The sequence below is a fragment of the Photobacterium sp. GB-50 genome, from assembly GCF_003026755.1.
GTDB lineage: Bacteria > Pseudomonadota > Gammaproteobacteria > Enterobacterales > Vibrionaceae > Photobacterium.
The window spans coordinates 302,472-324,349 of the sequence record NZ_PYNX01000003.1 but is presented as its reverse complement, the minus strand read 5'-3'; the positions used below and the strand labels follow the sequence as shown (position 1 = coordinate 324,349).

Here is a 21,878-nt window from a genome sequence, read left to right as displayed (position 1 = left end):
TAAAACCTCAACATTATTGGCAATATATATCTTTAACTTCATTAAGATCTGGCTTAATTTTCGAAATGTCCACTTTACAAGTTTGAGTATTTGTTTTGATATGTAGGTAATGTGAAGGTGAGTCAAGCGTTGCCATTAACACCCCTTGTGTTGCAATAAAACCAACATAAACATTATCGTCCGTTGTTACCTGTGAACCTAATGGTAATTCAGTTCCATTCTTATCAAACACACGAAGTAAGTATCTTTGCACTTTCTTATAATCAAATTTACGAACAATTATTGCTTTATCAGTCGGAATTACATTATATGACGTTTTATTTAACTCAATATCATGAGATATATCTTTACTATTTAAATTAATACGATTCTGTGTATAAGTTGAAAGCGGAATAATAATGTTTCCAAAGTTATCAGCTTTACGACCGTTAACTTTAGCTTTATCTATCCCTTTTGTATTCACAATTGCTATAGTTTGCGAGCGACGGCTTGAATAAGCAATACCAGCCCCTTCTGCAGCAGCAACTGAGCCCGAGATAGATCCGCCAACAGACGTTGAGTTATTACTCGTTGAAGCATTAAAACCGATAGCAACAGGATTCAAGTTGGCATTTGTACTAAATGACGCAGAACGTTCAGACTTCGAAGCACTTGCACTTACAGAATGAGAAATATTATCACTGCTGTTGAATGACGTATTGGTACTAACGGTAGTCCCAGATGTTTTAGAATAAGTCACTGATGAATTAGTGAATATATCTCGTTCTTTATAAGATAATGGAATACTTAAACTTAGAGTCGTTGAATAGTCCTCACCAAGAGATTCAGACGATGTTATTGAACCACTAATACTTGCAGTCACACCATTCTCAAATGCTGTTGAGAATGATACGTTGCCACCATATTCGCTAGCGATTATCCCTCGATAATTACTGTACCAGCCAGAAGCAGATAGATATGAATGATCAAAACTATGCGTAAGAATTGTTTCAAATCGATTTCTTAATGACTCACTGCCATACTCATCATAAGAATCAGGATCAAAGCCATTAAAATCAACATAACCAGTACTGTGGTATTCATACGCTACAAATTGAACATGTGTACGTTCTGTAATATCTTTCACATAACGTAAACTTGTGTTGATCCCTTCTAGACTTCTTTTTTGACTTTTATCCGTTTTGTTATATTCGCTTCTAGAGCCATTAACATTAAAAGAAATTGCACCGAAATAGCTTAAAGGAACTCCAGCTCCTATACCTAAGCTTTGGTACTTATCATGTAAAACCACAGCTGTATTTAACGTTGCATACCTAAACCCACGATCTAAAGAAGCAAATATAAATGGATTTTTAATATAGTTATCAAAATCACCTTTGCGTCCCGTTGCTATATTATAATCGTAGTCACCTTCAGCAAGCAGATTTGGTAACGTTGACATTGGATATATTTTTTTAGTAATTTTTCCAGTGTCACTTTCTACCTCCACAACAATATCTTTACTTCCAATAGGGTTAATATTACTAAAAGAGTAATGACCTGCAGGGATATCACGAGAAAGTAATATATATTTACCTTGCTTAATGGTAATTGTTGAGCTGGAATCTGCAAATCCTTCGATAATCGGTGCATAACCTCTCGTTTTATGAGGTTCCATTGAGCTATCAGAGTATAATGTTAAGCCGACAAAACTAAAATCATTGAGTACAGATGATCGGGTATATGTTTTACCAATAGAGAAAGCACTTTTTATTGGTTTTATCGCTGTTGACACAAGATATTCTGAAGATCTTATACCTGTTTTATTAGTACCACTCGCCTGTGTTGTAAATACCCAGCGATCATAGTTCATCTGTAAATCAAAATTCACAAATGCTGAAGATGTATCTTTACCATGATCCCGATAATAGTGATGACTTGCATTTGCATTGTAATTTAGAATAAAACCATTAGCACCATAGTCCCAGCTATACTCATTATCTTCTAATAAAATAAGTTGTGGTAATTGAAGCGATAAAGATTGCGTAGAAAAATCAAATATAGCTGAAGCTTTCGGTATTTTTTCTAAATTATAGCAATGATCTGTTGGATTGAAAGCGTCGATCATTTTTTCATAATTAATAGGTAGATCTAACGTTTCTAATAAAGTTAATGGCAAACAAATAGATTCTTTATCATCATCCTTTATCACTAAAACATGACGACCATAACTTTTATTATTTAGATAAAAATCAACCAAATATTTTCCAGGAACATTGCTACTTGAATAGTCTAAAAAATCTGATCTTACATTTTTGCCACCATTCATAAATGAAGTATCAAACTCAGTTTGTGCCAAGCACAAAGAAGAGTTCATAACAGCTAAAATAGTAATCACATTTTTTATATGCATGCGTATCTCCATCGCATTTCAACCACGAATTAAATCCATCTTAATTTGTAATCATTGGTCTCTAATAATTAATAGAGTTCTTGTGATATTATGCTTACTGTAATGTTCACATATAAGTTATTAATAATATAATTACTATTAATAAGAGTAATTGAGAAGCACTTATAAAGTACTTCTCCAATTTATTAACGATAGCCGACAACAAATTTAGCTTGCGATTTTACGTTACCAGCTGTTACTGCTGGTTCTGTACTCGCATCATCAGTAGATTTTACCATTTGTGCTTTAAATTGATATCTTGTAGGTGTGTGAATAGCATCAGTACCTGGAGCTATTTTCTCAAAATGAACACGTGAATCAGTTGATGTAATTTGAGTGCCATCGTCTCCTTTCATTAATCTTACGGCAACTTTTTGTGCTTTTGATGCATTTGGCGCCAAATTAGCCAAGTTATTATCAGCATCCCATCCATTAACAGGTACCCAAAGAACTGTCACATCATGAGCTGCAGTGAAACAATCAGAACCATCATTTTTTTTTGCTGAAACAATATCAAAAACGACTTCTTCGGCATTACCAGCTTCTACTTCATCAACAGTAGCTGTCTTTAAATTCACAACGTTAGAAGCATTCGTTGTACCATCACTGTCTTGAATAACAAAATTACATGTTGCTTTCGTTACTTCTCCTTGAAATATAACATCACCTTGATTTGCCAAAGCTGATACTGAAAAAAAAGCAGTAGATAGTAAGATAGTAGAAGCTAATGTAGTCTTTTTATCCATTTTCATATTATATCCTTATCAATATTCGTTGTTCAAAAATGCATTTAAAGTATTACCTTTAAATATTTCATTTTTCACATTAAATTTATTTCCAACAAAATAAATTAGTTAACACCAGCGTGTTTAATTAAAATAAAAGCGATCAATTAACATAAGAGCAATTAATTAACACCAGAGCGATTAATTAACACTAGAGCGATTAATTAACACCAGAGCGATTAATTAACACCAGAGCGATTAATTAACATCAGATCAGTTACCTTTTAAAGTGAATAATTAAAAACCATATTTTTTGTAGGTCTTTATTATAACAACCAGCTATCATAAATCAACCAAACATACCTTTAATGAATAATTCATCATTGTAATATGATATCAACCTCAATATTTTTGCAACAATGTAAATAACAATGCAATCAATAGCGTTAGGTTAATATGTGATTTTTAATATATATACCTCCGACACTCATTATATTTAGTTAATACATACGTAAAAACAATCATCTAATATTCACGATTTACTAAAATCACACTTAAATATAATATTTTGACCATTAATTATTATTTAATATAGAAAATAAAACGGCTTATTTATAGATGAACTAGCTACATTAATGGGCATTATCATAGGTATACTAATTTCAATATGACTCAAAAATAGATGTTTCTCTAAGTGAAAACGAATTAGGATCTGGCATAAATTCTGAATCAACAGTACTCGTATCACCACCAAAATAATCTCGTCCCCAGCTTACGACTTCTCCATTATCTTTTAGTGCAGCAAAAGCAAATAATGTTGCTTGAATATGAATTACGCCAGACTTTAAGCGTGAAACTAAATTAGCATTTTCTGTAGGTTCAGTTACACCATCAGTTGATGTAATTAAACCGCCGCCATGATTATATCCCCATACCACGACAGAACCGTCACTTTTAATAGCGGCAAATGCTTCCCTATTACCCACAATATCTTTAACACCTGAAATCAATTCAGAACTCACACTACTTGAGTCACCACCTGCAGATACATCTCCCCAAGTGACGACTGAACCATCATTTTTAATTGCGGCAAATGCATCTGTTGTACTAGAGATTGCTTTAATATCAGTTAAGTTTACACCTGTATTATTTTTGCCGCCGCAGCTTTCATCACCCCAAACAATAACGCTTCCATCTTGTTTTAAGGCTGCAAAAGCAGATGACGTGGAGAAAATATCAACAACACCAGAAGATAAATGATGTTCGAGCCCATTAATATCCGCCCCCCCATCTGTATTACCCCATACCTGCACCGAGCCATCTTTCATTACTGCAGCATATGCAGAGTCGGTTGTATGAACAGATACAATATCATCACCGTTAAGAGGCGTACCAGTTGCGGAACTAAAAGTAATCTCATTCGCTGACGTCTCTCCACCTGACCAAGTGAAGATTCTCCCCGTTGAAGTCACTGCGGTAAAACCAGGACGTCTTTTCCAAATTGAGTCCTGCTTTCCTGAATCATAAACTTTCACAACATCATTAAGTTTTAATACTGTCGGGTTTGCACTAACATCCCAAGACACAAGGTCGTCACCTTTTAGTGCAGCGAAAGCATTTTCAGCAGAAAAAATTACGTCAATACCTTCAGGGACCTCTTCTTCAACGACTTTGGTATAGCTTCCGTCATGATTAGGGTCATACCATGTATAAACTTTACCAAATGGCATCTCACCAGTGTCATCATAAAAATCTAAACCCGTTACACAAGCAAATGCAAAACGTGATGCGACACAATCTTTAATATAATAAAGTTTATTAGTACCGAAATTTGGATCATATATCCCCATCTCGCCACCATGCCGAATATCTCCCCATGCATTGACAGGAGCTTTCACCCAACCATCAGCATCGTATTCAGGTACATAAACATAAGCCATTTGCGTAGCAACGAGTTTGTATTCGGCTCCTGGTCTTGGCATATATTGGTCTTTAGCGCCTAATGTTTCAGCTCCCCAACCAATAAAATCTGATGAAGAAATAAAAGGATCTAAAGAAGGGCTTTTAGACGCTATGAATGAATAGTGATTGCTATGGATCTGATTGACAGTGGCTATAGAGTAAATTGAATACTCAGAACTAGATTTTTGTCCATACTCATCAACACCAACAACCTCTAATTTAACTGCGTGATTTATATCTTCTGGTTGTAATGTATAAGATTCATCAGTCCCGACCACTTTTCCATTAATGATCCATTGATATTCATAACTATCGCAATGCCTTTCACAATATAAAGAAGAAGTTAGTTCGGCACCAGGTTCATAACTCGCCCCACCTAAATCAAGACCTATATATGTTAAGGTTGGCTTTTCAGGTGGTACAACATTAACAATTATATTGCCTGTTTGTTTTTTATTCGGGTTATTTGGATCAGCCATGGTATAAGATAAAATATCTTGCCCGTACTTATTTTCAGACGGATTATAGGTAAATTCACTTCCGTTAATTGAAACTGAGCCTAACTTTTCGTTAGTAATTTCTTGGATCTTATTGATGGATGAACCATCACCCAAAGAAAATGTTTTTGATTCACCCGCATCAACATACAGAATAATATCTTTCGTGACGGGAGCAGGTAAAGAGAGATCGATAACAACCTTTCCTTTGAATGTCTGGCCCGTATCATTATTCGTCATTGTGTAAAATATAATATCTTCACCTGATTTTCCGGCGATAGATTTATAGGTAAAACGACTACCAGAAAAGCTAATTGTACCTAATTTTTCACCATAAATTGTGTCTATTGAAATATTAGATGGGCCAGAATTCAATGAGATTATTTTCTCGGTTCCAGTAACCATAGAAACAAAATAGTCTTTTGTAATTGGCACCAAAGGTTCAGGTTTATCGTTAATTACATTAATGGAAATGGTACCTGATACAACCTTACCGTTACTATCTGTCGTAACATAAGAAAGTATGTCTTCACCATCAGCATTAATATTGGGTGTATAGGTAATTTGATTCCCATTTGTAGATATACGACCTAGCGATCCCCCTGATAATGAATCAATAACAGTACCTTTACTTCCAAGACTAAATGATTGAGTTGCAGACGACGCCATATAAATAATGAGATCTCGCGTATGAACTTCAATAATATCAGGTGTAATTGGTGAGCCAGAAGAAGGCTCATTAGTTATTTTGATATAGCCTATCGTCGACGATGTACCATCAAAAACATTGTAAGGTATAACCTGCTCACCAATAAATCCATTAGGAATATAAGTTAAGTTATGATTCGATAATTCATATGTACTAGGGCTTTTAATTTGAAAGTTTTTTCCAATGCTAACAATTAAATGCTTCTGTTCTGTATCAAGGTCTGAAAATAAATTATTAAGATTTAGTGTTATCGCTTTTTGATTAAAGGTAATAATTTCATAATCTTTAGTAATTGGTGGTAAAAACTCAGAAGTATCGTTGCCATTGTTCGAAGGTTTTTCCTGATCGAGAAAACCATCATCTTCGCCACCACACGCTGTTAATAATATAACTAAAGGTATACACGACTTTTTCATAGTACGCTCTTCCTTGTACTTTTAAAATACCCAACTTACGCCCATAGAAACTAATTGATGATCGGTATGCCCTATATCATTATTTCCCATTGATTCCGTACGTTGATATTCCAACTTAATATTCAATCGTGAATTTATATAATAGCGAATACCTGCGCCATATACGGGTGAAAAACCTGTAGCAGTACCTTCTCTTAAACCTTTACTTTTACCTGACCATGCAGCAACACCTGCACTCAAAAATGGGTAGAAATCATTTAAATAATTGCCAATAATTCCTTTTAAAACTAATTGTTGAAAGTTACCTTTAATATTTCCTAATGGATATGATGCATTTCCCTCACCAAAGTATTGGTACGCAACTTCAGTTGATAAATACCGATTAAATTGATAACCAACATGCGTGCCAAACGCCCAATGATCTTGATCAACAGATAAAGCATGTTCATCTCCAGCGTTGGTATAACTTCCTTTGCCGATATCTAGTCCTACATACCAATTATTAGAAACATTATTGGTATCAGCAAATGCAGTAGGAAAAAATAAAATTAAAGATGAGTATAAAATCATCGGTCCATATATTTTCAAGTTATTCATAATAATCCTTTTTATTTATGAACTAATATAACTCTCACCTAGAAAATACTATATTTGCGAATAAAAACAAGTTGCATATCAATAATAATCTTATGTCAACATCTTTAATAGAAGCAATCTCAAACTTATGGTAATAATATGAAAACAACTGTTTATTCAATAAAAATTCAGTTTTTCACTTATTATTAATTAATCAATGAATAGTCGGTGAAATTAGATTTTATTTATTTGTAATTTTGAATTTACGTAACATTTTATTAATGTTTTTATAGTGTAGGCATATAAATGAAAATTGTACATTTAAATAAAGAAAATTAGACATTATTTAAAAAAAACAATAAAATTCACATACTAATATGGTTACTTAAAAATAATGGATGAATAACAAACATTACCCATTATTAATGTTATAACGTAACAATAAATCAACATTATGATAATATATTTTTATTCTTATTATTTGTTAATAAATAATTTAAAAGCACAAACATAAATTAAGAATAACATGTGATAAAGCATTGTTATTTTTAATGAAATAAAAGTATAAATGTAACAATCCCACATCAATAAATCATCCTGATAAATGACTCTCTCCATAATAAAATACAGAACATTTAAATTAACAGGCGAGCAATAAAACGCTTCATAAGAGTAATATTTAACTTCCTTATTAATAAATCACCTATTTTATAAATTTGTTGCTTTTAAAAATGAGTTTCATATACAAACAAGTTAGATCAATGTAATAGAAATGATAACAAACAGAGCGTAAGCATATTTATCTATTTTTAATTTTCACAACAACTTATCCAAGGTTTCTAATATGAAAAAAGTAATAATTCATAGCTATTGAGTGATATTCCTCACAATAAGACAAATGATGCACAGTGACGATTTTTTGCTTGTGAACCAATATATTCATATTGCCGTAGAAATTTTTCCTTAATCAAGCAAGGAAGAGGTTTTATATGAAAAAAACAACACTTACATTACTTACAACTGCGGCATTAATCTTAAACGGTTGTGACAGCGATTCGCATGATGAAAATGAGACAAAACAAGCTGAAATGCCTACTTCACAGTTAAGGGTCACGCATGCAAGTGCGGATGCTCCGCTTGTTTCTATTTTAATGGATGGTGATGTAGTCAGTGGCTTATCTAACGTTGATTATCAGCAAGGTAGCCCATTACTTACTGTTAATTCAGGCAGTCATGATCTGATTGTGCGTGGACTTCTTGCAAACGATGCGACCGCTGATGTGATCACAGCAAACGCAGTAAACCTTGCACCAGATATGCAGTATGACGTCTTTGCTGTAAATAATGTGAATGCTATAGAGCCTGTGATTCTTTCTCGGTCTAATGAAGCCCCTGATGACCAATCTATTCGCGTCGATGTGTTACATGGACACCCCAACGTTGGTGGTGTTGATATTCACGTAACGACCGATCCTAGTATCAGTGCAGATACAATTGCGGTTTCCGATCTCACCTTTAAAGAAGACGATGCAAATCTCCCCGTTACACTTCCCGCTGGTGAATACCGAATAAGGATCACGTTAGCAGGTAACAGTACTGATGCCGATGTAGTATATGACAGTGGCAACATCGCATTAGATGGTGGTAGCGACTTAATGGTCACAGCAGTACCCAATGTAAGCGGTGGTGCCGTTTCTCCTGTCAACCTTCTTGTTGCAGACGGATCAACCGTTAATGTACTGAGAAACACTGGCGAAAACTCAACGGTGCGTGTTGGTCATGCCGTCGCTGATTTAGGTGATGTCGATGTAAGAGCCAGTGGCAATGTTGTGTCTGGACTTGATTCGATAAGCTATGAAACAATTAAAAGCCTTGATTTAGCGCCGAACACTTACGATTTAACGGTTACTCCTTCTGGATCAACAACACCTGAAGCCATTAAAGCTCCAGGCACCCCTTTTGCAGCAGGCTCTGAAACAACCATTTTTGCCGTCGGACAATTTGCCGCTCAATCTATAGAACCTGTTATTATTGAAGATGATTTAAGAAGTGTTGCGACATATGCAAAACTAAGAGTCGTTCATGCTAATCCAATAGCAGGCACAGTGGATATTCACGCAGCCCCTACCGGTACAGGATTCTCAGCCGATACTGCGGTATTACAAAATGTGAATTTCAAAGACTCTGCTGTACTTAACGTGGGTGAAGGTAATTACGATTTCGCCGTGGCAGAAGCAGGGACTACCAATGTATTGCTAACAGCGACCAATGTAGCGCTTGCGGGAGGTAACGTGGCAACCGCATTTGCAACTGAAAACGCCATTGCGTTAAACGTCGACAAATAACAACCTTAAAAAACATAACAAAAAGTCCGCAATCTTTTACTACTAGGCGCTAGTAATAAGTTAATTGCGGACTTTTTCATTGGCATTACGCTATCAAAAGCATTGCCTTATACTTACAACGCTGAATTAAACTAATCGTCAATACCGCAATCAGTGCAACTTAGCAGTACGATTTCGTGTTCAAATACACCGACATCGCTACCATCAGCAAAAAGCTCAGCAATTTCTTCTGCTACTTCTTGTTCATCTTCAGCTTTAACTTGATGCGCTAACTCTTCTTCAGAATAACCGTAGAAATTAAGCAATAAATAATCACGAGCTTCATCTTTTGTACAAGTTACGTTCACCGACACTTCAGGCTCAACGTTATCTTGCGCAATAATCGCAGACGCTTGTGCAATAACATCTTCTTTCATCGCTGCGGTTAACCAACCAAGATCAATGCTTACTGTATTTTTTTTACAGTTAAAACATGGCAGTTTCTGAAAGTAATATTGAAAGTCAGTCATAGATAATTTCTTCTTTAAATGTTGTTTTGCAAGATTATGAGCGTTTTCTAGCAAAATACTAGCGTAACAGGCCATGAATACGTTATATCGTGAGTAGTATGATGAAGTATTAGGCGCGAAATAACCGCTTAATTCATTACTCTACGTCCAAGCCAGATCTTTTCGCTATTTCAGTTTCAAAGCCATCGATACTTTTTTGATTCTTTTTGAGCCAGTATTGCTCTATTCCTTCGACACCTTGCTTTTTTGACCAATTCGCCAAGTCATCACGATCCCCCTCATAGCTAAAATACGGAACCGACATGCCACAAGACGACTGAACAAAATCAATATCTAAGATAAATATTTGTCTAGAAGCGACACTTTCTGGAAATAGCTGCACAAACTGATCCCATTCCTCATCTTTAGTATGTAAGACTTTTGCCTTCCCATATACTCGAAAAATGAGCGGAGCTCCTTCAAATGCACAGAACATGAGTGTCATTCGTGCGTTTTTAATAACATGCGATGCAGACTCATTACCGCTACCTGTTAAATTTAACCACGCTATTTGCTTTGAATTGATGACTCTCAATGAATCACCACCTTTAGGTGACAAATTCACATTACCGCTATCAGCGGCAGTACCAACAAAATAGATTTTTTGCTTTTCGATAAACTCTACATGTTTATCTGATAATTCAGAAAATTGTTTACCCAAAATAGTCACCTTCATATTAAGTATTCAATACTAGAGATCGCGCCAAGTTTAAAACAAACTAGTTGGCTATCCGTTGAGATACAAAGTACATCCTATTATCTGCCGATGAGATCACCTAATTTCATTCAAAATATACTCTAACCCCATCGTCTCACCTTGTTTATCATAAGCATCAGATAAACAATTCATAAAGCCGTGTTTATAAGGCATGATTTGAGTCGTTACATTTACTCGATGAAGAAGTACTGTATTCATGGTTAAAACGTCAAAAGAGGCTTCTTTTTTCGGAAAAATAACCGCTGTTGGTACTTTCGGCTCAATATCCACGTGATGACGTATTTGTGAAGGATAAAAGCAAAGAATACTTTTACAATCAGATGCGACTAATTCGGATATTCGCCAAGCAGCATTTGCGCCTGCGCTAAAACCTATCAGTACATCAGGCTTATCTTTTAATACTGACTCACAAACTAAAGATAAGTAATCATCATGCCCACAAGCTTTAATAAATTGCTCATACGCAGCTTTTTCACTAGAAAACTCAAAGCGAACACCTTGGTAAGGGTCAACGATTTTTACACTGTCAGTATGTTGAGCAATAAATGAGGCCATCTTATCTGTGGTTTCACATAAACCAAAAATATCGGTGACAATAATAACCTTCATAAATGCTCCTTTATATAATTAACCCATAGCAGATACTAATAAATATGTTATTAATACTGAAGTGAGTAACAAATAAACTTAGAAACCAACCGTGAAACAATAGAAAAAAGAGCAACTATTGCATTAAAAACAAAAAGCCAGCCTCAGAGGCTGACTTTACAATCTCTTATTAAAATTAGTGCTTACAAATACTTCTCTATTGGCAATAACTGTAATAATTCTGATTTCATACGATCCCATTGTTTAGTGTTCGGTTCACTGTCCCATATTTCGTTACCCGAATGCCAATACACATCGCCATCATCCAGACTTAAATGCCAACTGTTAGTGTCTTGCATTGCGCCCTCTAAGGTCGTAGCCAGCTCTGTGGCAATCTTAGGGTTTTCTATCACCAATAGCGACTCAGTATTAAGATAGGTAGAACGTAAATTGAAGTTAAATGAGCCAATCGTCGCTATTTGATGGTCAAATACCGCTGATTTAGCGTGTAAACCGTATACCGCATTCGGTGCACATTTGTCGTTATCTTGAATAACAATCTTGCATAACTTAGCGTCAGGCTTTAATTCATATAAATCCATGCCACTTTCAAGCATCTCTTGCCGTCTACCAGCATAACCAGAATGATTCGTCACAAGATCATTCGATGCCATTGAGTTTGTCAGTGCTTTGATCTCCACGCCCTTTTGCGTGAGCTGCTGTAAACCTGCTAGTTGTTTATCATCAAAGACTAAATATGCTGATTCAATAATGATGTCATTTTTTGTATTTTTCGCCAGTGTAGATAAATACTGCGCCGTTGCTTTTGGCTGATCACTATTATCAACATCATCTGGAATTGGCTTATCTGCAATATATGTGGCTTTGGCTCCAGTCATCTTCTTTAACTGCGTTGATAAGTACGTCATGGCTGCATTTTGGCTTTGAGGCAATGCAGGATAGTTTTTATATTCAGGTACAGGGATACTGTTAAGCATTAACTGTGGTAGTGGTTTAGCTTTATCCCTTAATAAATCAACTGAATATGCCCACTCACTATTCCAATAATCATTAAAGCTGTGTTGAACATCCGCGACAACTTTTCCACTTGCTAATACATCACGATCACGCAAGTTAAGTTCATGGGAAAGGTCAAAATACTCATCACCAATATTACGTCCACCAACAACAGTAAAAGCACCATCAACAGTGAAAGATTTATTATGCATACGACGATTTAAACGTGAAAAGTCCCCTACAAAACTTATCCATTTGCCAGCATTACGGGTAGGGATCGGATTAAAAATGCGGATATCGATATTAGGGTGTGCATCGAGTTTTGTTAGCAGTGCTTCACGATCGTTTAGGTTAATATCATCAAGCAACACACGCACATAAACACCACGATCAGCGGCTGCGACTAAACGACTCGCTAAATAACGACCAGAACTATCTGAATTCCAAATATAGTATTGAATATCTATTGTATGCTCGGCAGCTTCAACCAAAGCTAGACGTTGCGCCAATGCATCCCAGCCCGTATTTTGCACCAGAACTGCGCTTGGTGTTTGTGGCGTTATAAATGGATTGTGGCGATCGTTTAATGTCGATAACGCACTGGTTAATTTCGGTGTTAGTGGCGCATCAAGATGCTCTGCTTGTTTAGGCAGTGAGGAACACCCTGTCAGAATAGTGATAAAGATAACACTTGCACCTATCACTTTATTTATTGGCATGTATAACAATATCCTTATTCTGTAAGCCGCGATTCATTCGCTTTTGATTTAATTTTACACCCGCATTGCCATTATTTAATAATAGCCAGCAACAAGCTAGTTATCTAAACAGTCAATCAAATACCGTTAAGCCAACCACACTCATTTCATCATAATCTATTTCATGCATTGTTAACTTTTCGTCATCGAACACTAAAAATATTCGGTTTTACTATGTATTACCGAAAGGATTTCGACGAGTACGTGATTATGGTTTGCTGTGTGGTCGTAATAGAAATAGCGTCATCGAGTTAACGCTTCAGAAGCAAAGAGGATTTTATTATAAATCATAGTATTAAAATTATTGGTTTACACCAAGGATAACGCTCGACTTCTTTTTATCATCACCCTTCATGATATTTCCAATATTTACTTATATAAGGTGGCTTGGGCTTGTCTAACACTTTGGATAGGTGTCGGGTACGCGACACATATCCTTATTTGTTAGGTTTTAACCCTCAACTTCACTTAGATAAATAACTTATCACTTGGTTACAATCTTTACCGTTATCCCAACGTTCCCCAACTTCTTTAGCAAGTTGAATAATTGTTTTTCCTTTGCTTGATGTGGCATTTGTCTTTGCTCCTAATGACTCTAAAAGCTTAATTCGACTAACGTCACACTTTTCCAGGTGTATAGGAGCAACAAATTCCCAATTACTTTTTTTAGTAAAAGGGTTTAGTACACAATTTCGGTGATTTATTTCAGCGCCGTATTTGATGAGCAAAGAGACAAACTCTGGGTTATCGTATGCTACAGCAATACAAATGATAGGCTGGTCAAAAGTAGCAATACCGTTAGTATCCGCCCCTTCTTTCAATAAATACCTAAATGCCTGAAGATTTTCATTTTGCATAGCAGTTTGAAGCATGCTTGTGCCATTGGTAGCTTTCAAATTTACATTGCCACCATACTCAACCAAAACTTTTAAAATATTAATATCTACATCCGAAGCATAATGAATAGGAGCGTACCCAACACCGTTTATTCTGTTGGGGTTAGCCCCCTCCTCTAAAAGAAGTTTTGCTATTTTTATTTTTTCTAGCTCAACAGCAAAATGAAGAGGAGAGTCTTTCCTAAGATTTTTAGTTGGTTGCTCAACGTCAGTACCAAGCTTTAGTAATTCTTTTACTTTTTCAAATTCACCTTCAGCCACCGCCATATGGATTGGTTCTTCGTGCGAATATGCAGTAAAAGATAGAAGTATTAACGAAGTAGTTAGTAACTTGATAATAGTCATGTGCAGAGTAGTCCTCGGAAAAACCTAACGCCCTATTAAGGTGTGAGCAACGCAATACCGAAGCTTCCGCATACCACCTTAAACACTAAACGCAACGCATAGTAAAAATGCCACGCGTTGCGAATCACTCTTAAACAGCTTGTTGAACGAAGCCGCTTCGCGGCAGAGTGAAAGCCCATAAGCTCGACTACGGTAAATATACCTTTAAAAAAAGGAACATTTATCATGAATAAAACGTAGCAACATCGTTCAGAATATCTTTATGAACAACACCTTATCCATCTCACCTTGCAAGGTAAACGTCCCGCTACGATTGATGCTTATAGTCGTGCGCTACGTCGCATTACCCATCAACTGGATAAATCGCCAGACACGTTAACTACCGACGTTAGATAATACGGATAATGGCCTTCACGCTTCATAATTAAAGAGGATTTTATTATAAATCAGAGTATTAAAATTATTGATTCACACCAAGGATAACACTCGACTTCTTTTTGGCACCACCCTTCATGATATTTCCAATATTTACTTATAATAAGGTAGCTTGGGCTTGTCCAACACTTCGGATAGGTGTCGGCTTCGCACACATATACTTATCTTTTAGCTCTTTACAACAAAGGAAACCATGGGCTTATATCCTTTAAGCGATGTCCTTTATAGTGTTTAGAGTTAGCGATTGCCTGATAAGATCTAGTTAAACTCACTATTGCTGGAATAATGAGCAAACAAAATAGCCACTGAATTGGATCGGCAAAGCCTAGTACAATTGCCAATAAATTAGCAGAGCACAATACTAAAAGGACCCAATTACATCTAATCATTACTCTCTTGAATCTGCAGTACCCTTCCCAATCATAAATAACCCAGTCATTTGAGAACTCTCCACATTGAGAACACTTTTGGCTAAGAGGAATCGACTCAGACTCTGCATTGCAGTTAGGGCAACGTCCTTTCATGAATACATGTACCTTTTCGTGAGGGCTAACGCCCTGCTAAGGGGTGAGCAACACAATACCGAAGCCGCCGCATACCACCTTAATCACTAAACCTGACGCATGGTAAAAATGCCATGCGTTGCGAATCACTTTTAAACAGTTTGTTGAACGAAGCCGCTGCGCGGCAGAGTGAAAGCCCATAAGCTCGACTACGGTAAATATACCTTTAAAAAAGGAATATTTATCATGAACAAAGCACAGCAACATCGTTCAGATTATCTTTATGAACAACACCTTACCCATCTCACCTTGCAAGGTAAACGCCCCGCTACGATTGATGCTTATAGTCGTGCTCTACGTCGCATTACCCATCAACTGGATAAATCACCAGACACATTAACTACCGAAGATCTTAAACAACATTTTACACAACTGATCAAAACACATTCATGGAGTACCGTGAAAATTGATCGCAATGGCTTACAGTTTTTCTTTAAGCATGTCCTTCAACGTGATTGGGAGTGGCTGAACATTGTAAAGCCGCCACACGTGAAAACCTTACCTGACATTTTGACGCCAACCGAAGTGAGCCTATTGATCAATGCCACTTCGCAACTGCGTTACCAAGTGTTTTTTCTGACCTTATATAGCCTCGGGTTACGGCTAGGTGAAGGGTTAAATCTCACAGTGGGTGATATTGATAGCCATCGTATGTTTGTCCATATTCGACAAGGCAAAGGGGGTAAAGACAGGTTCATCCCACTACCAAGGCGAACCCTGTATGCCCTGCGATATTATTGGCAAACCCACAAAAATAGTCGTTATCTTTTTCCTTCACCGTTCAATGTTAACCATACCATGATGGATCGCGGTGGCGTTCAAAAAGCAATGAAAGCCGTCATTAAAAGCTGTGGGATCACGAAATCTATCAGTCCTCATAATTTACGTCATAGCTATGCCACTCACCTGTTAGAACGAGGCTTGGATTTACGTTCAGTGCAGCATTTATTAGGTCATAACAGTTTAAATACGACCGCTAAGTACACCCATCTGACCGACATCTCCCGTAAAAACACAACAACAACCATTAATCAACTCACTAATGATTTAACGCTATCATGGGAACTGAACCTATGACTTTTCAATCATTATTGCGCGATTATTACGATGACTTTTGTGCTACGTACTCAACCCAGATCAATCACGATATACGTTATGCCATGAAAGCGATACTCACGTGTCACACTGAAAAACAAGGACATAGTCGCTGGCAATGTTCGCATTGCGAACATCAATCTGAATATGCGATGTCTTGTGGACACCGTCATTGTCCTCAGTGTCAGCACCAAACAACATCCGATTGGTTAGCAAAGCAGCAACAGAAATTGTTGCCTGTTGATTACTTTATGGTGACATTCACACTGCCTGCTGAACTTCGGTATCTGGCACAAAAGCATCCCAAAGCACTCTACCAAGCCATGTTTACTGTGACAGCCTGTGTGATAAAAAGCTTCGCTAACAATGATAAACACCTTGGTAATCGCATCGGTTTTACTTCGGTTTTACACACCCATAATCGGCGTCGAGATTTACATCCTCATATTCATATGGTGATCACTGGCGGTAGCTTTGATGAAAAGAAACGACAATGGAAGAACTGTAAAAATAAGTATCTCTTTAATGCGTTTGCTCTTGCGAAAGTATGGCGAGCGAGATTGTTAGCCTATCTCACCACTGAACTAAAATGGGCGTTACCCGATCACATCACGCAAAAGTGGGTGGTTGATTGTCGACATGTAGGACAAGGAAAACCTGCATTATTGTATTTATCGACATACCTTTATCGAGGGGTGATTGCGGATAAAGATATTCTGTATATCCATCATAATCAGGTGACATTTCGTTATAAAGAGAGCCAAACTCAAACGATGAAAACACGCACGTTACCCGTGGTGAAATTTCTTTGGTTGATATTGCAGCATGTGTTACCGAAAGGGTTTCGACGAGTACGTGATTATGGTTTGTTGCGAGGGCATGAAAAGAAGCGGCTTCAAGCAATCCAATTTATGTTCATGTTAGCCGGGCAACTGACGTTGCCCTCACTGAATAAAACGGTACGTATAAAAGCCCAACCCTTTTGCCCCTGCTGCCAACATGTGATGCAATTAACGGGGATATTTCGACCCAGATAACCGACGTTAAATAATAAGGATAATGGCTTTAACGCTTCAAAAATAAAGAGGATTTTATTATAAATCAGAAATTTAAAGTTATTGGTTCACACCAAGGATAACACTCGACTTCTTTTTGTCATCACCCTTCATGATATTTCCAATATTTACTTATATAAGGTGGCTTGGGCTTGTCCAACACTTCGGATAGGTGTCGGCTTCGCAACACATATCCTTATTTGTTATACCTGTTGCCAAGTATTAGTCCTACCATTCTTTTCAAAAACTTGATGATTATCAAAATGCTTCACTAAGTCCGTTTCGAACAATGGAACGGTAGCATTTGGGTTATGAAGAAATAGCATTTTACCTGTTTTTACTGAAAGTACAGCTATAGCACTGATGTACTTCATTCTATTTGTGAGTAAACCTGGATACCTTTTTATTTCTTCGAGTGATCCATCTCGATGAGCATAGTATTCAGCTTTACCTAACATCACTTCTTGGATGCTCGGAATGAATAAAAAATCCATTGTTGCGAAGTCTCGGCTGTCACATAAAACAATGACTCTACTAGCTTTTGATTCTCCATAGTTTTTTAGCTGTTTAGCCGCATCTTTAATGCTGTTTACAACACGATCAGAATTCACTTGATATATGCCCAAACATTCACCTTCAATGTCACGCAATACTTGTTTTTCAGATGGGTTTTCAATGAGTTCTTTAATCTCCCAATAGCTTAGGTGATTACCAAGATAAACTTCATAATCAGGTGTTTTTCCTTCAGTCTCGGGGATTTTTTGAAACTTAATGTTCTTATCGTCGAGTGTTATTTCAAATTGACTTTCTGACTCTGTCACAATTCCTCCGAAGGTATAACAGTATATTAATTAGCATTCTTACTTTTACGCTATATTAATACAGCAAACTCTCATAATTATAATAAATAAAAACATTTATTTTCATTAACTTAGTCGCAAAAAAAATCACTTTTATTGATAGATTGCTTTTGATAAAAGTAAGAACGGTTTTTAACCCGTCGGATTAAAAACACAACCATGAATAAAGCCCTATATATCAACACCTAATGAAATTGAGATAATTAGAAAATTAAGCATTGTCTTATCATCTAACCGAAAAAAGCTCTGACTTTCATCAGAGCTTTAAACATGTCTATTTATACTTACTTAAGTTGTAGTGGCAAAAGCAATTACAGTAGACGGTTTCCGTTGGCGTCGATGATGACTTCACCATCTTCCTTAATTAGTGGTCCTTTCGGCCAGTTTTCAAGCACGTCTAATACTACTTCACTAGGGCGACACAGTTTTACACCTTTTGCCGTACATACGATTGGGCGGTTCACCAATACAGGGTGCTCTAGCATGGCTTCTAGAATCACTTCATCTGATACGCTTTCATCTAATAAACCGAGCTCTTTAGCTGGCGATTTGCTGGTACGTAATGCTGTGCGTGGGGTTAAATTTGCCGCTGCAAATAACGCTTGAAGCTGAGGTTTTGTCCACCCTTCTTGAATGTATTCAATCACAACTGGCTCATAGCCTGCATCTTGGATAATTTGCAGCACATTTCTTGAGGTACCGCACTCTGGATTATGGTGAATAACAACCATTTTTTTACTCTCCGTGTACTTTTGAAATAGTGTTTGATGGCATTTCGTTTTCATCAAACCAATGGCGAGTACGGTTGGCAAACCATACTAAAGACAACATAACGGGTACTTCCACCAGCACGCCAACAACGGTGGCAAGAGCGGCACCTGAGTGTAAACCAAACAGTGAAATCGCAACGGCTACCGCTAATTCAAAGAAGTTAGAGGTACCAATCATACAAGCGGGTGCTGCAATGTTATGAGCTAACTTCATGCGTTTTGCAGCCCAGTAAGCAATCGCAAAAATCGCATAAGTTTGGATCAATAGTGGAATCGCAATTAATACAATCGCTTCAGGGTTAGCAATAATTGTTTCAGCTTGGAAACCAAACAATAAAACAACTGTTGATAACAAACCAATAATTGACCAAGGTTTTAGCTTGGCTAATAGGTTATCTAAACGAGAATGGTCGTTTGATTTATCTAACGCTTTACGAGTAATGGCACCCGCCACTAATGGGATCACCACATACAGCACCACTGATAATACTAGGGTATCCCAAGGCACAGTAATGTCTGTCACACCTAGCAAGAATGCCGCAATCGGTGCGAAAGCAAAGATCATGATCAGATCGTTAACGGATACTTGTACCAAGGTGTAGTTCGCATCACCTTTGGTCATTTGACTCCACACAAATACCATTGCGGTACAAGGTGCAACGCCCAATAAGATCATACCTGCGATGTATTGAGAAGCGGTTTCTGGATCAACCCAAGAGGCGAAGAAAACTTTGAAGAATAGCCAACCTAGAAACGCCATAGAAAATGGTTTTATTAACCAGTTAATCGCCAGTGTTAGCACTAGGCCTTTCGGTTTTTTACCCACATCTTTGATCGATGAGAAATCAATCTGCATCATCATTGGGAAGATCATTAACCAAATTAATACCGCAATAACGATATTAACGTGCGCGTATTCAAGCGATGCCACCACACTAAATAATTGTGGGATTGCACTGCCAAGAATAAGACCGGCAATAATGGCAGCCCCAACCCATACGGTTAAGTAACGTTCAAACAGTCCCATTTTATTAGCCTTCTTTTTGGTTTACACGTTGCATTAATTGCTCTGCACTTTCGACACGTTCTGAATAACGATCGACTAAGAAATCACTGTTATCGCGGGTTAATAGCGTAAATTTCACTAGCTCTTCCATCACATCAACAATGCGGTTGTAGTAACCAGATGGCTTCATACGATCGTTATCGTCAAATTCTAAAAACGCTTTCGCTACTGATGATTGGTTAGGGATAGTCACCATACGCATCCAACGACCCAGCACACGAAGCTGATTTACTACATTGAATGATTGAGAGCCACCACACACTTGCATTACCGCCAGTGTTTTCCCTTGAGTTGGACGAACAGCCCCCATAGATAATGGGATCCAATCAATTTGTGCTTTCATAATGCCAGTCATCGAACCGTGTCGCTCTGGTGAGCACCACACTTGCCCTTCTGACCAGATCACAAGATCTCTTAACTCTGCGACTTTGGGGTGCGTTGGATCTTCTGCATCTGGTAGTGGTAATCCTTGTGGATCAAAAATACGGACTTCTGCGCCCATTTTTACTAATAATCGCGCTGATTCTTCAATCACTAACTTGCTAAAAGAACGCTTACGTAATGATCCGTAAAGCAACAGAATACGCGGTTTATGGGTTGATTTTGGCGCAACTAAATCTTCTGACGTCGTAACATTGAACTGGTTTTCATCAAGATTTGGTAACGATAAGTCTTTAATTTCCATGTTGTGGCCTATGTATAAATAGTCTTTAACTCTGTCACTAATCGATATGTAATTAGCAACTAGAACAATCTGATTCGAGTCGAGATAAACAGTCTTCTAAATATTGATGACTGTTTTGTGACGATGTTGAAACTATCTCGCTCATCCAAGGTGGTATTGCAGGATTCAGTCGGTAATACACCCATTTTGCTCGGCGCTCATCGACCAACAACCCAGTACGACGTAATTCTGCTAAATGACGAGACACTTTAGGCTGGCTAATATCTAATGCTTGTTGTAAATCACACACACAAAGCTCCCCTTTCAAACTAAGGAGCATAAGTACTTTAAGGCGAGTGTCATCCGCCATGGCTTTGAAGAAAGATAGTGTTTCCATAAATTCACATGCGATTTTTCATATATATGATTTTTAATATATGTAGATCTACTTTTAATGTCAACAGTGAACGAAATGTGAAAAAGGGTTTATTTGATGTATTTAAATCTTCAGAGAGGGAAAGGTGATTGTAGAGAAGTTAAAAGTGGGATATCAGACGATAACCATACCCCACCAATAGGCAGTGGTAAGCGGTTTACTCTATCGTATTACAGTGTTTTTCTATGTAATTATAGCTATGCCCAGCATCTAAACAGCGATCAATGGTCACGAATTCATGAAACGTTTTTACCGCATAAGCAAAGGCTAATAACAGCGTCACTCTTATCGTGACATCAAGCCAACTCCCCCTTCCCCAGAGTGCTTTATTCTTTGATTTCATAATCCTTTATCCTTTTCTATAGCAGCTGTATAGCGTTCTAGTGATACCTATAACAACACT

At 37.2% G+C, this 21,878-nt stretch carries 18 protein-coding genes and 1 pseudogene; 4 read left to right on the top strand and 15 right to left on the bottom strand.

Features of this window, described 5'->3' with window-relative positions:
- Nucleotides 1-13 precede the first annotated feature (13 nt).
- The 4 genes from C9J41_RS06355 to C9J41_RS06340 all read right to left on the bottom strand — a co-directional run bounded on the left by C9J41_RS06355 (nt 14) and on the right by C9J41_RS06340 (nt 7,337).
- Nucleotides 14-2,392, bottom strand: a complete 2,379-nt coding sequence (locus tag C9J41_RS06355) for a fimbria/pilus outer membrane usher protein (RefSeq protein WP_158259621.1) — start codon at nt 2,390-2,392, stop codon at nt 14-16.
- Nucleotides 2,393-2,577: 185 nt separating this feature from the next.
- A complete protein-coding gene (locus C9J41_RS06350) occupies nt 2,578-3,183 on the bottom strand; it encodes a fimbrial protein (RefSeq protein WP_107262182.1) in 606 nt (201 codons plus the stop codon).
- Between the two features lie 635 nt (nt 3,184-3,818).
- Nucleotides 3,819-6,740 (bottom strand): Ig-like domain-containing protein, encoded by a 2,922-nt coding sequence (locus C9J41_RS06345; RefSeq protein ID WP_107294361.1) that lies wholly within the window; start codon nt 6,738-6,740, stop codon nt 3,819-3,821.
- Nucleotides 6,741-6,761: 21 nt separating this feature from the next.
- A complete protein-coding gene (locus C9J41_RS06340; protein ID WP_107206691.1) occupies nt 6,762-7,337 on the bottom strand; it encodes an outer membrane beta-barrel protein in 576 nt (191 codons plus the stop codon).
- A 968-nt stretch (nt 7,338-8,305) separates the two neighbouring features.
- On the opposite strand from C9J41_RS06340, the gene C9J41_RS06335 reads away from it, so the two are divergent.
- The gene (locus C9J41_RS06335; protein WP_107262176.1) at nt 8,306-9,661 is read left to right on the top strand and encodes a DUF4397 domain-containing protein; all 1,356 of its coding nucleotides are present in this window, start codon (nt 8,306-8,308) and stop codon (nt 9,659-9,661) included.
- A 131-nt stretch (nt 9,662-9,792) separates the two neighbouring features.
- Here the strand turns inward: C9J41_RS06335 and C9J41_RS06330 are convergent, their stop codons facing one another.
- The 5 genes from C9J41_RS06330 to C9J41_RS06310 form a co-directional block, all read right to left on the bottom strand.
- Nucleotides 9,793-10,170 carry a hypothetical protein gene (locus tag C9J41_RS06330; RefSeq protein WP_107290612.1) on the bottom strand — a complete coding sequence of 126 codons (378 nt, stop codon included), beginning with the start codon at nt 10,168-10,170 and terminating at the stop codon, nt 9,793-9,795.
- Nucleotides 10,171-10,306: 136 nt separating this feature from the next.
- Nucleotides 10,307-10,870, bottom strand: a complete 564-nt coding sequence (locus tag C9J41_RS06325; protein WP_369917485.1) for a pyridoxamine 5'-phosphate oxidase family protein — start codon at nt 10,868-10,870, stop codon at nt 10,307-10,309.
- Nucleotides 10,871-10,981: 111 nt separating this feature from the next.
- Nucleotides 10,982-11,536: a dienelactone hydrolase family protein gene (locus C9J41_RS06320; protein WP_107206695.1), complete on the bottom strand. Its 555-nt coding sequence runs from the start codon at nt 11,534-11,536 to the stop codon at nt 10,982-10,984.
- A gap of 182 nt (nt 11,537-11,718) precedes the next feature.
- Nucleotides 11,719-13,251 carry a phospholipase D family protein gene (locus C9J41_RS06315; RefSeq protein ID WP_107262170.1) on the bottom strand — a complete coding sequence of 511 codons (1,533 nt, stop codon included), beginning with the start codon at nt 13,249-13,251 and terminating at the stop codon, nt 11,719-11,721.
- Nucleotides 13,252-13,754: 503 nt separating this feature from the next.
- Nucleotides 13,755-14,531, bottom strand: a complete 777-nt coding sequence (locus C9J41_RS06310; RefSeq protein ID WP_107262168.1) for an ankyrin repeat domain-containing protein — start codon at nt 14,529-14,531, stop codon at nt 13,755-13,757.
- Between the two features lie 246 nt (nt 14,532-14,777).
- Here C9J41_RS06310 and C9J41_RS06300 point away from each other — a divergent pair.
- From C9J41_RS06300 to C9J41_RS06285, 3 genes and pseudogenes are all read left to right on the top strand, one after another.
- Nucleotides 14,778-14,915 (top strand): annotated as a pseudogene (locus C9J41_RS06300) (integrase); the annotation flags it as partial.
- Nucleotides 14,916-15,715: 800 nt separating this feature from the next.
- Entirely contained in the window at nt 15,716-16,606 is an 891-nt protein-coding gene (locus C9J41_RS06290) for a site-specific integrase (RefSeq protein ID WP_107294360.1), read from the top strand.
- The gene (locus tag C9J41_RS06285) at nt 16,603-17,661 is read left to right on the top strand and encodes an IS91 family transposase (RefSeq protein WP_107294359.1); all 1,059 of its coding nucleotides are present in this window, start codon (nt 16,603-16,605) and stop codon (nt 17,659-17,661) included. Before C9J41_RS06290 ends, C9J41_RS06285 begins: the two co-directional genes overlap by 4 nt.
- Nucleotides 17,662-17,882: 221 nt before the next feature.
- Here the strand turns inward: C9J41_RS06285 and C9J41_RS06280 are convergent, their stop codons facing one another.
- The 6 genes from C9J41_RS06280 to C9J41_RS06255 all read right to left on the bottom strand — a co-directional run bounded on the left by C9J41_RS06280 (nt 17,883) and on the right by C9J41_RS06255 (nt 21,818).
- Nucleotides 17,883-18,500, bottom strand: coding sequence for a hypothetical protein (locus tag C9J41_RS06280; protein WP_107294358.1), 618 nt, complete (start codon nt 18,498-18,500; stop codon nt 17,883-17,885).
- Nucleotides 18,501-18,850: 350 nt separating this feature from the next.
- Nucleotides 18,851-19,270 (bottom strand): arsenate reductase (glutaredoxin), encoded by a 420-nt coding sequence (arsC, locus tag C9J41_RS06275; RefSeq protein WP_107294357.1) that lies wholly within the window; start codon nt 19,268-19,270, stop codon nt 18,851-18,853.
- Between the two features lie 4 nt (nt 19,271-19,274).
- Nucleotides 19,275-20,336 (bottom strand): ACR3 family arsenite efflux transporter, encoded by a 1,062-nt coding sequence (gene arsB / locus C9J41_RS06270; protein WP_107294356.1) that lies wholly within the window; start codon nt 20,334-20,336, stop codon nt 19,275-19,277.
- A gap of 4 nt (nt 20,337-20,340) precedes the next feature.
- Nucleotides 20,341-21,060 carry an arsenical resistance protein ArsH gene (arsH, locus tag C9J41_RS06265; protein WP_045185791.1) on the bottom strand — a complete coding sequence of 240 codons (720 nt, stop codon included), beginning with the start codon at nt 21,058-21,060 and terminating at the stop codon, nt 20,341-20,343.
- Between the two features lie 52 nt (nt 21,061-21,112).
- Nucleotides 21,113-21,436, bottom strand: a complete 324-nt coding sequence (locus C9J41_RS06260; protein ID WP_107206700.1) for a metalloregulator ArsR/SmtB family transcription factor — start codon at nt 21,434-21,436, stop codon at nt 21,113-21,115.
- Between the two features lie 196 nt (nt 21,437-21,632).
- A complete protein-coding gene (locus C9J41_RS06255; protein WP_107206701.1) occupies nt 21,633-21,818 on the bottom strand; it encodes a hypothetical protein in 186 nt (61 codons plus the stop codon).
- Nucleotides 21,819-21,878: the final 60 nt, after the last annotated feature.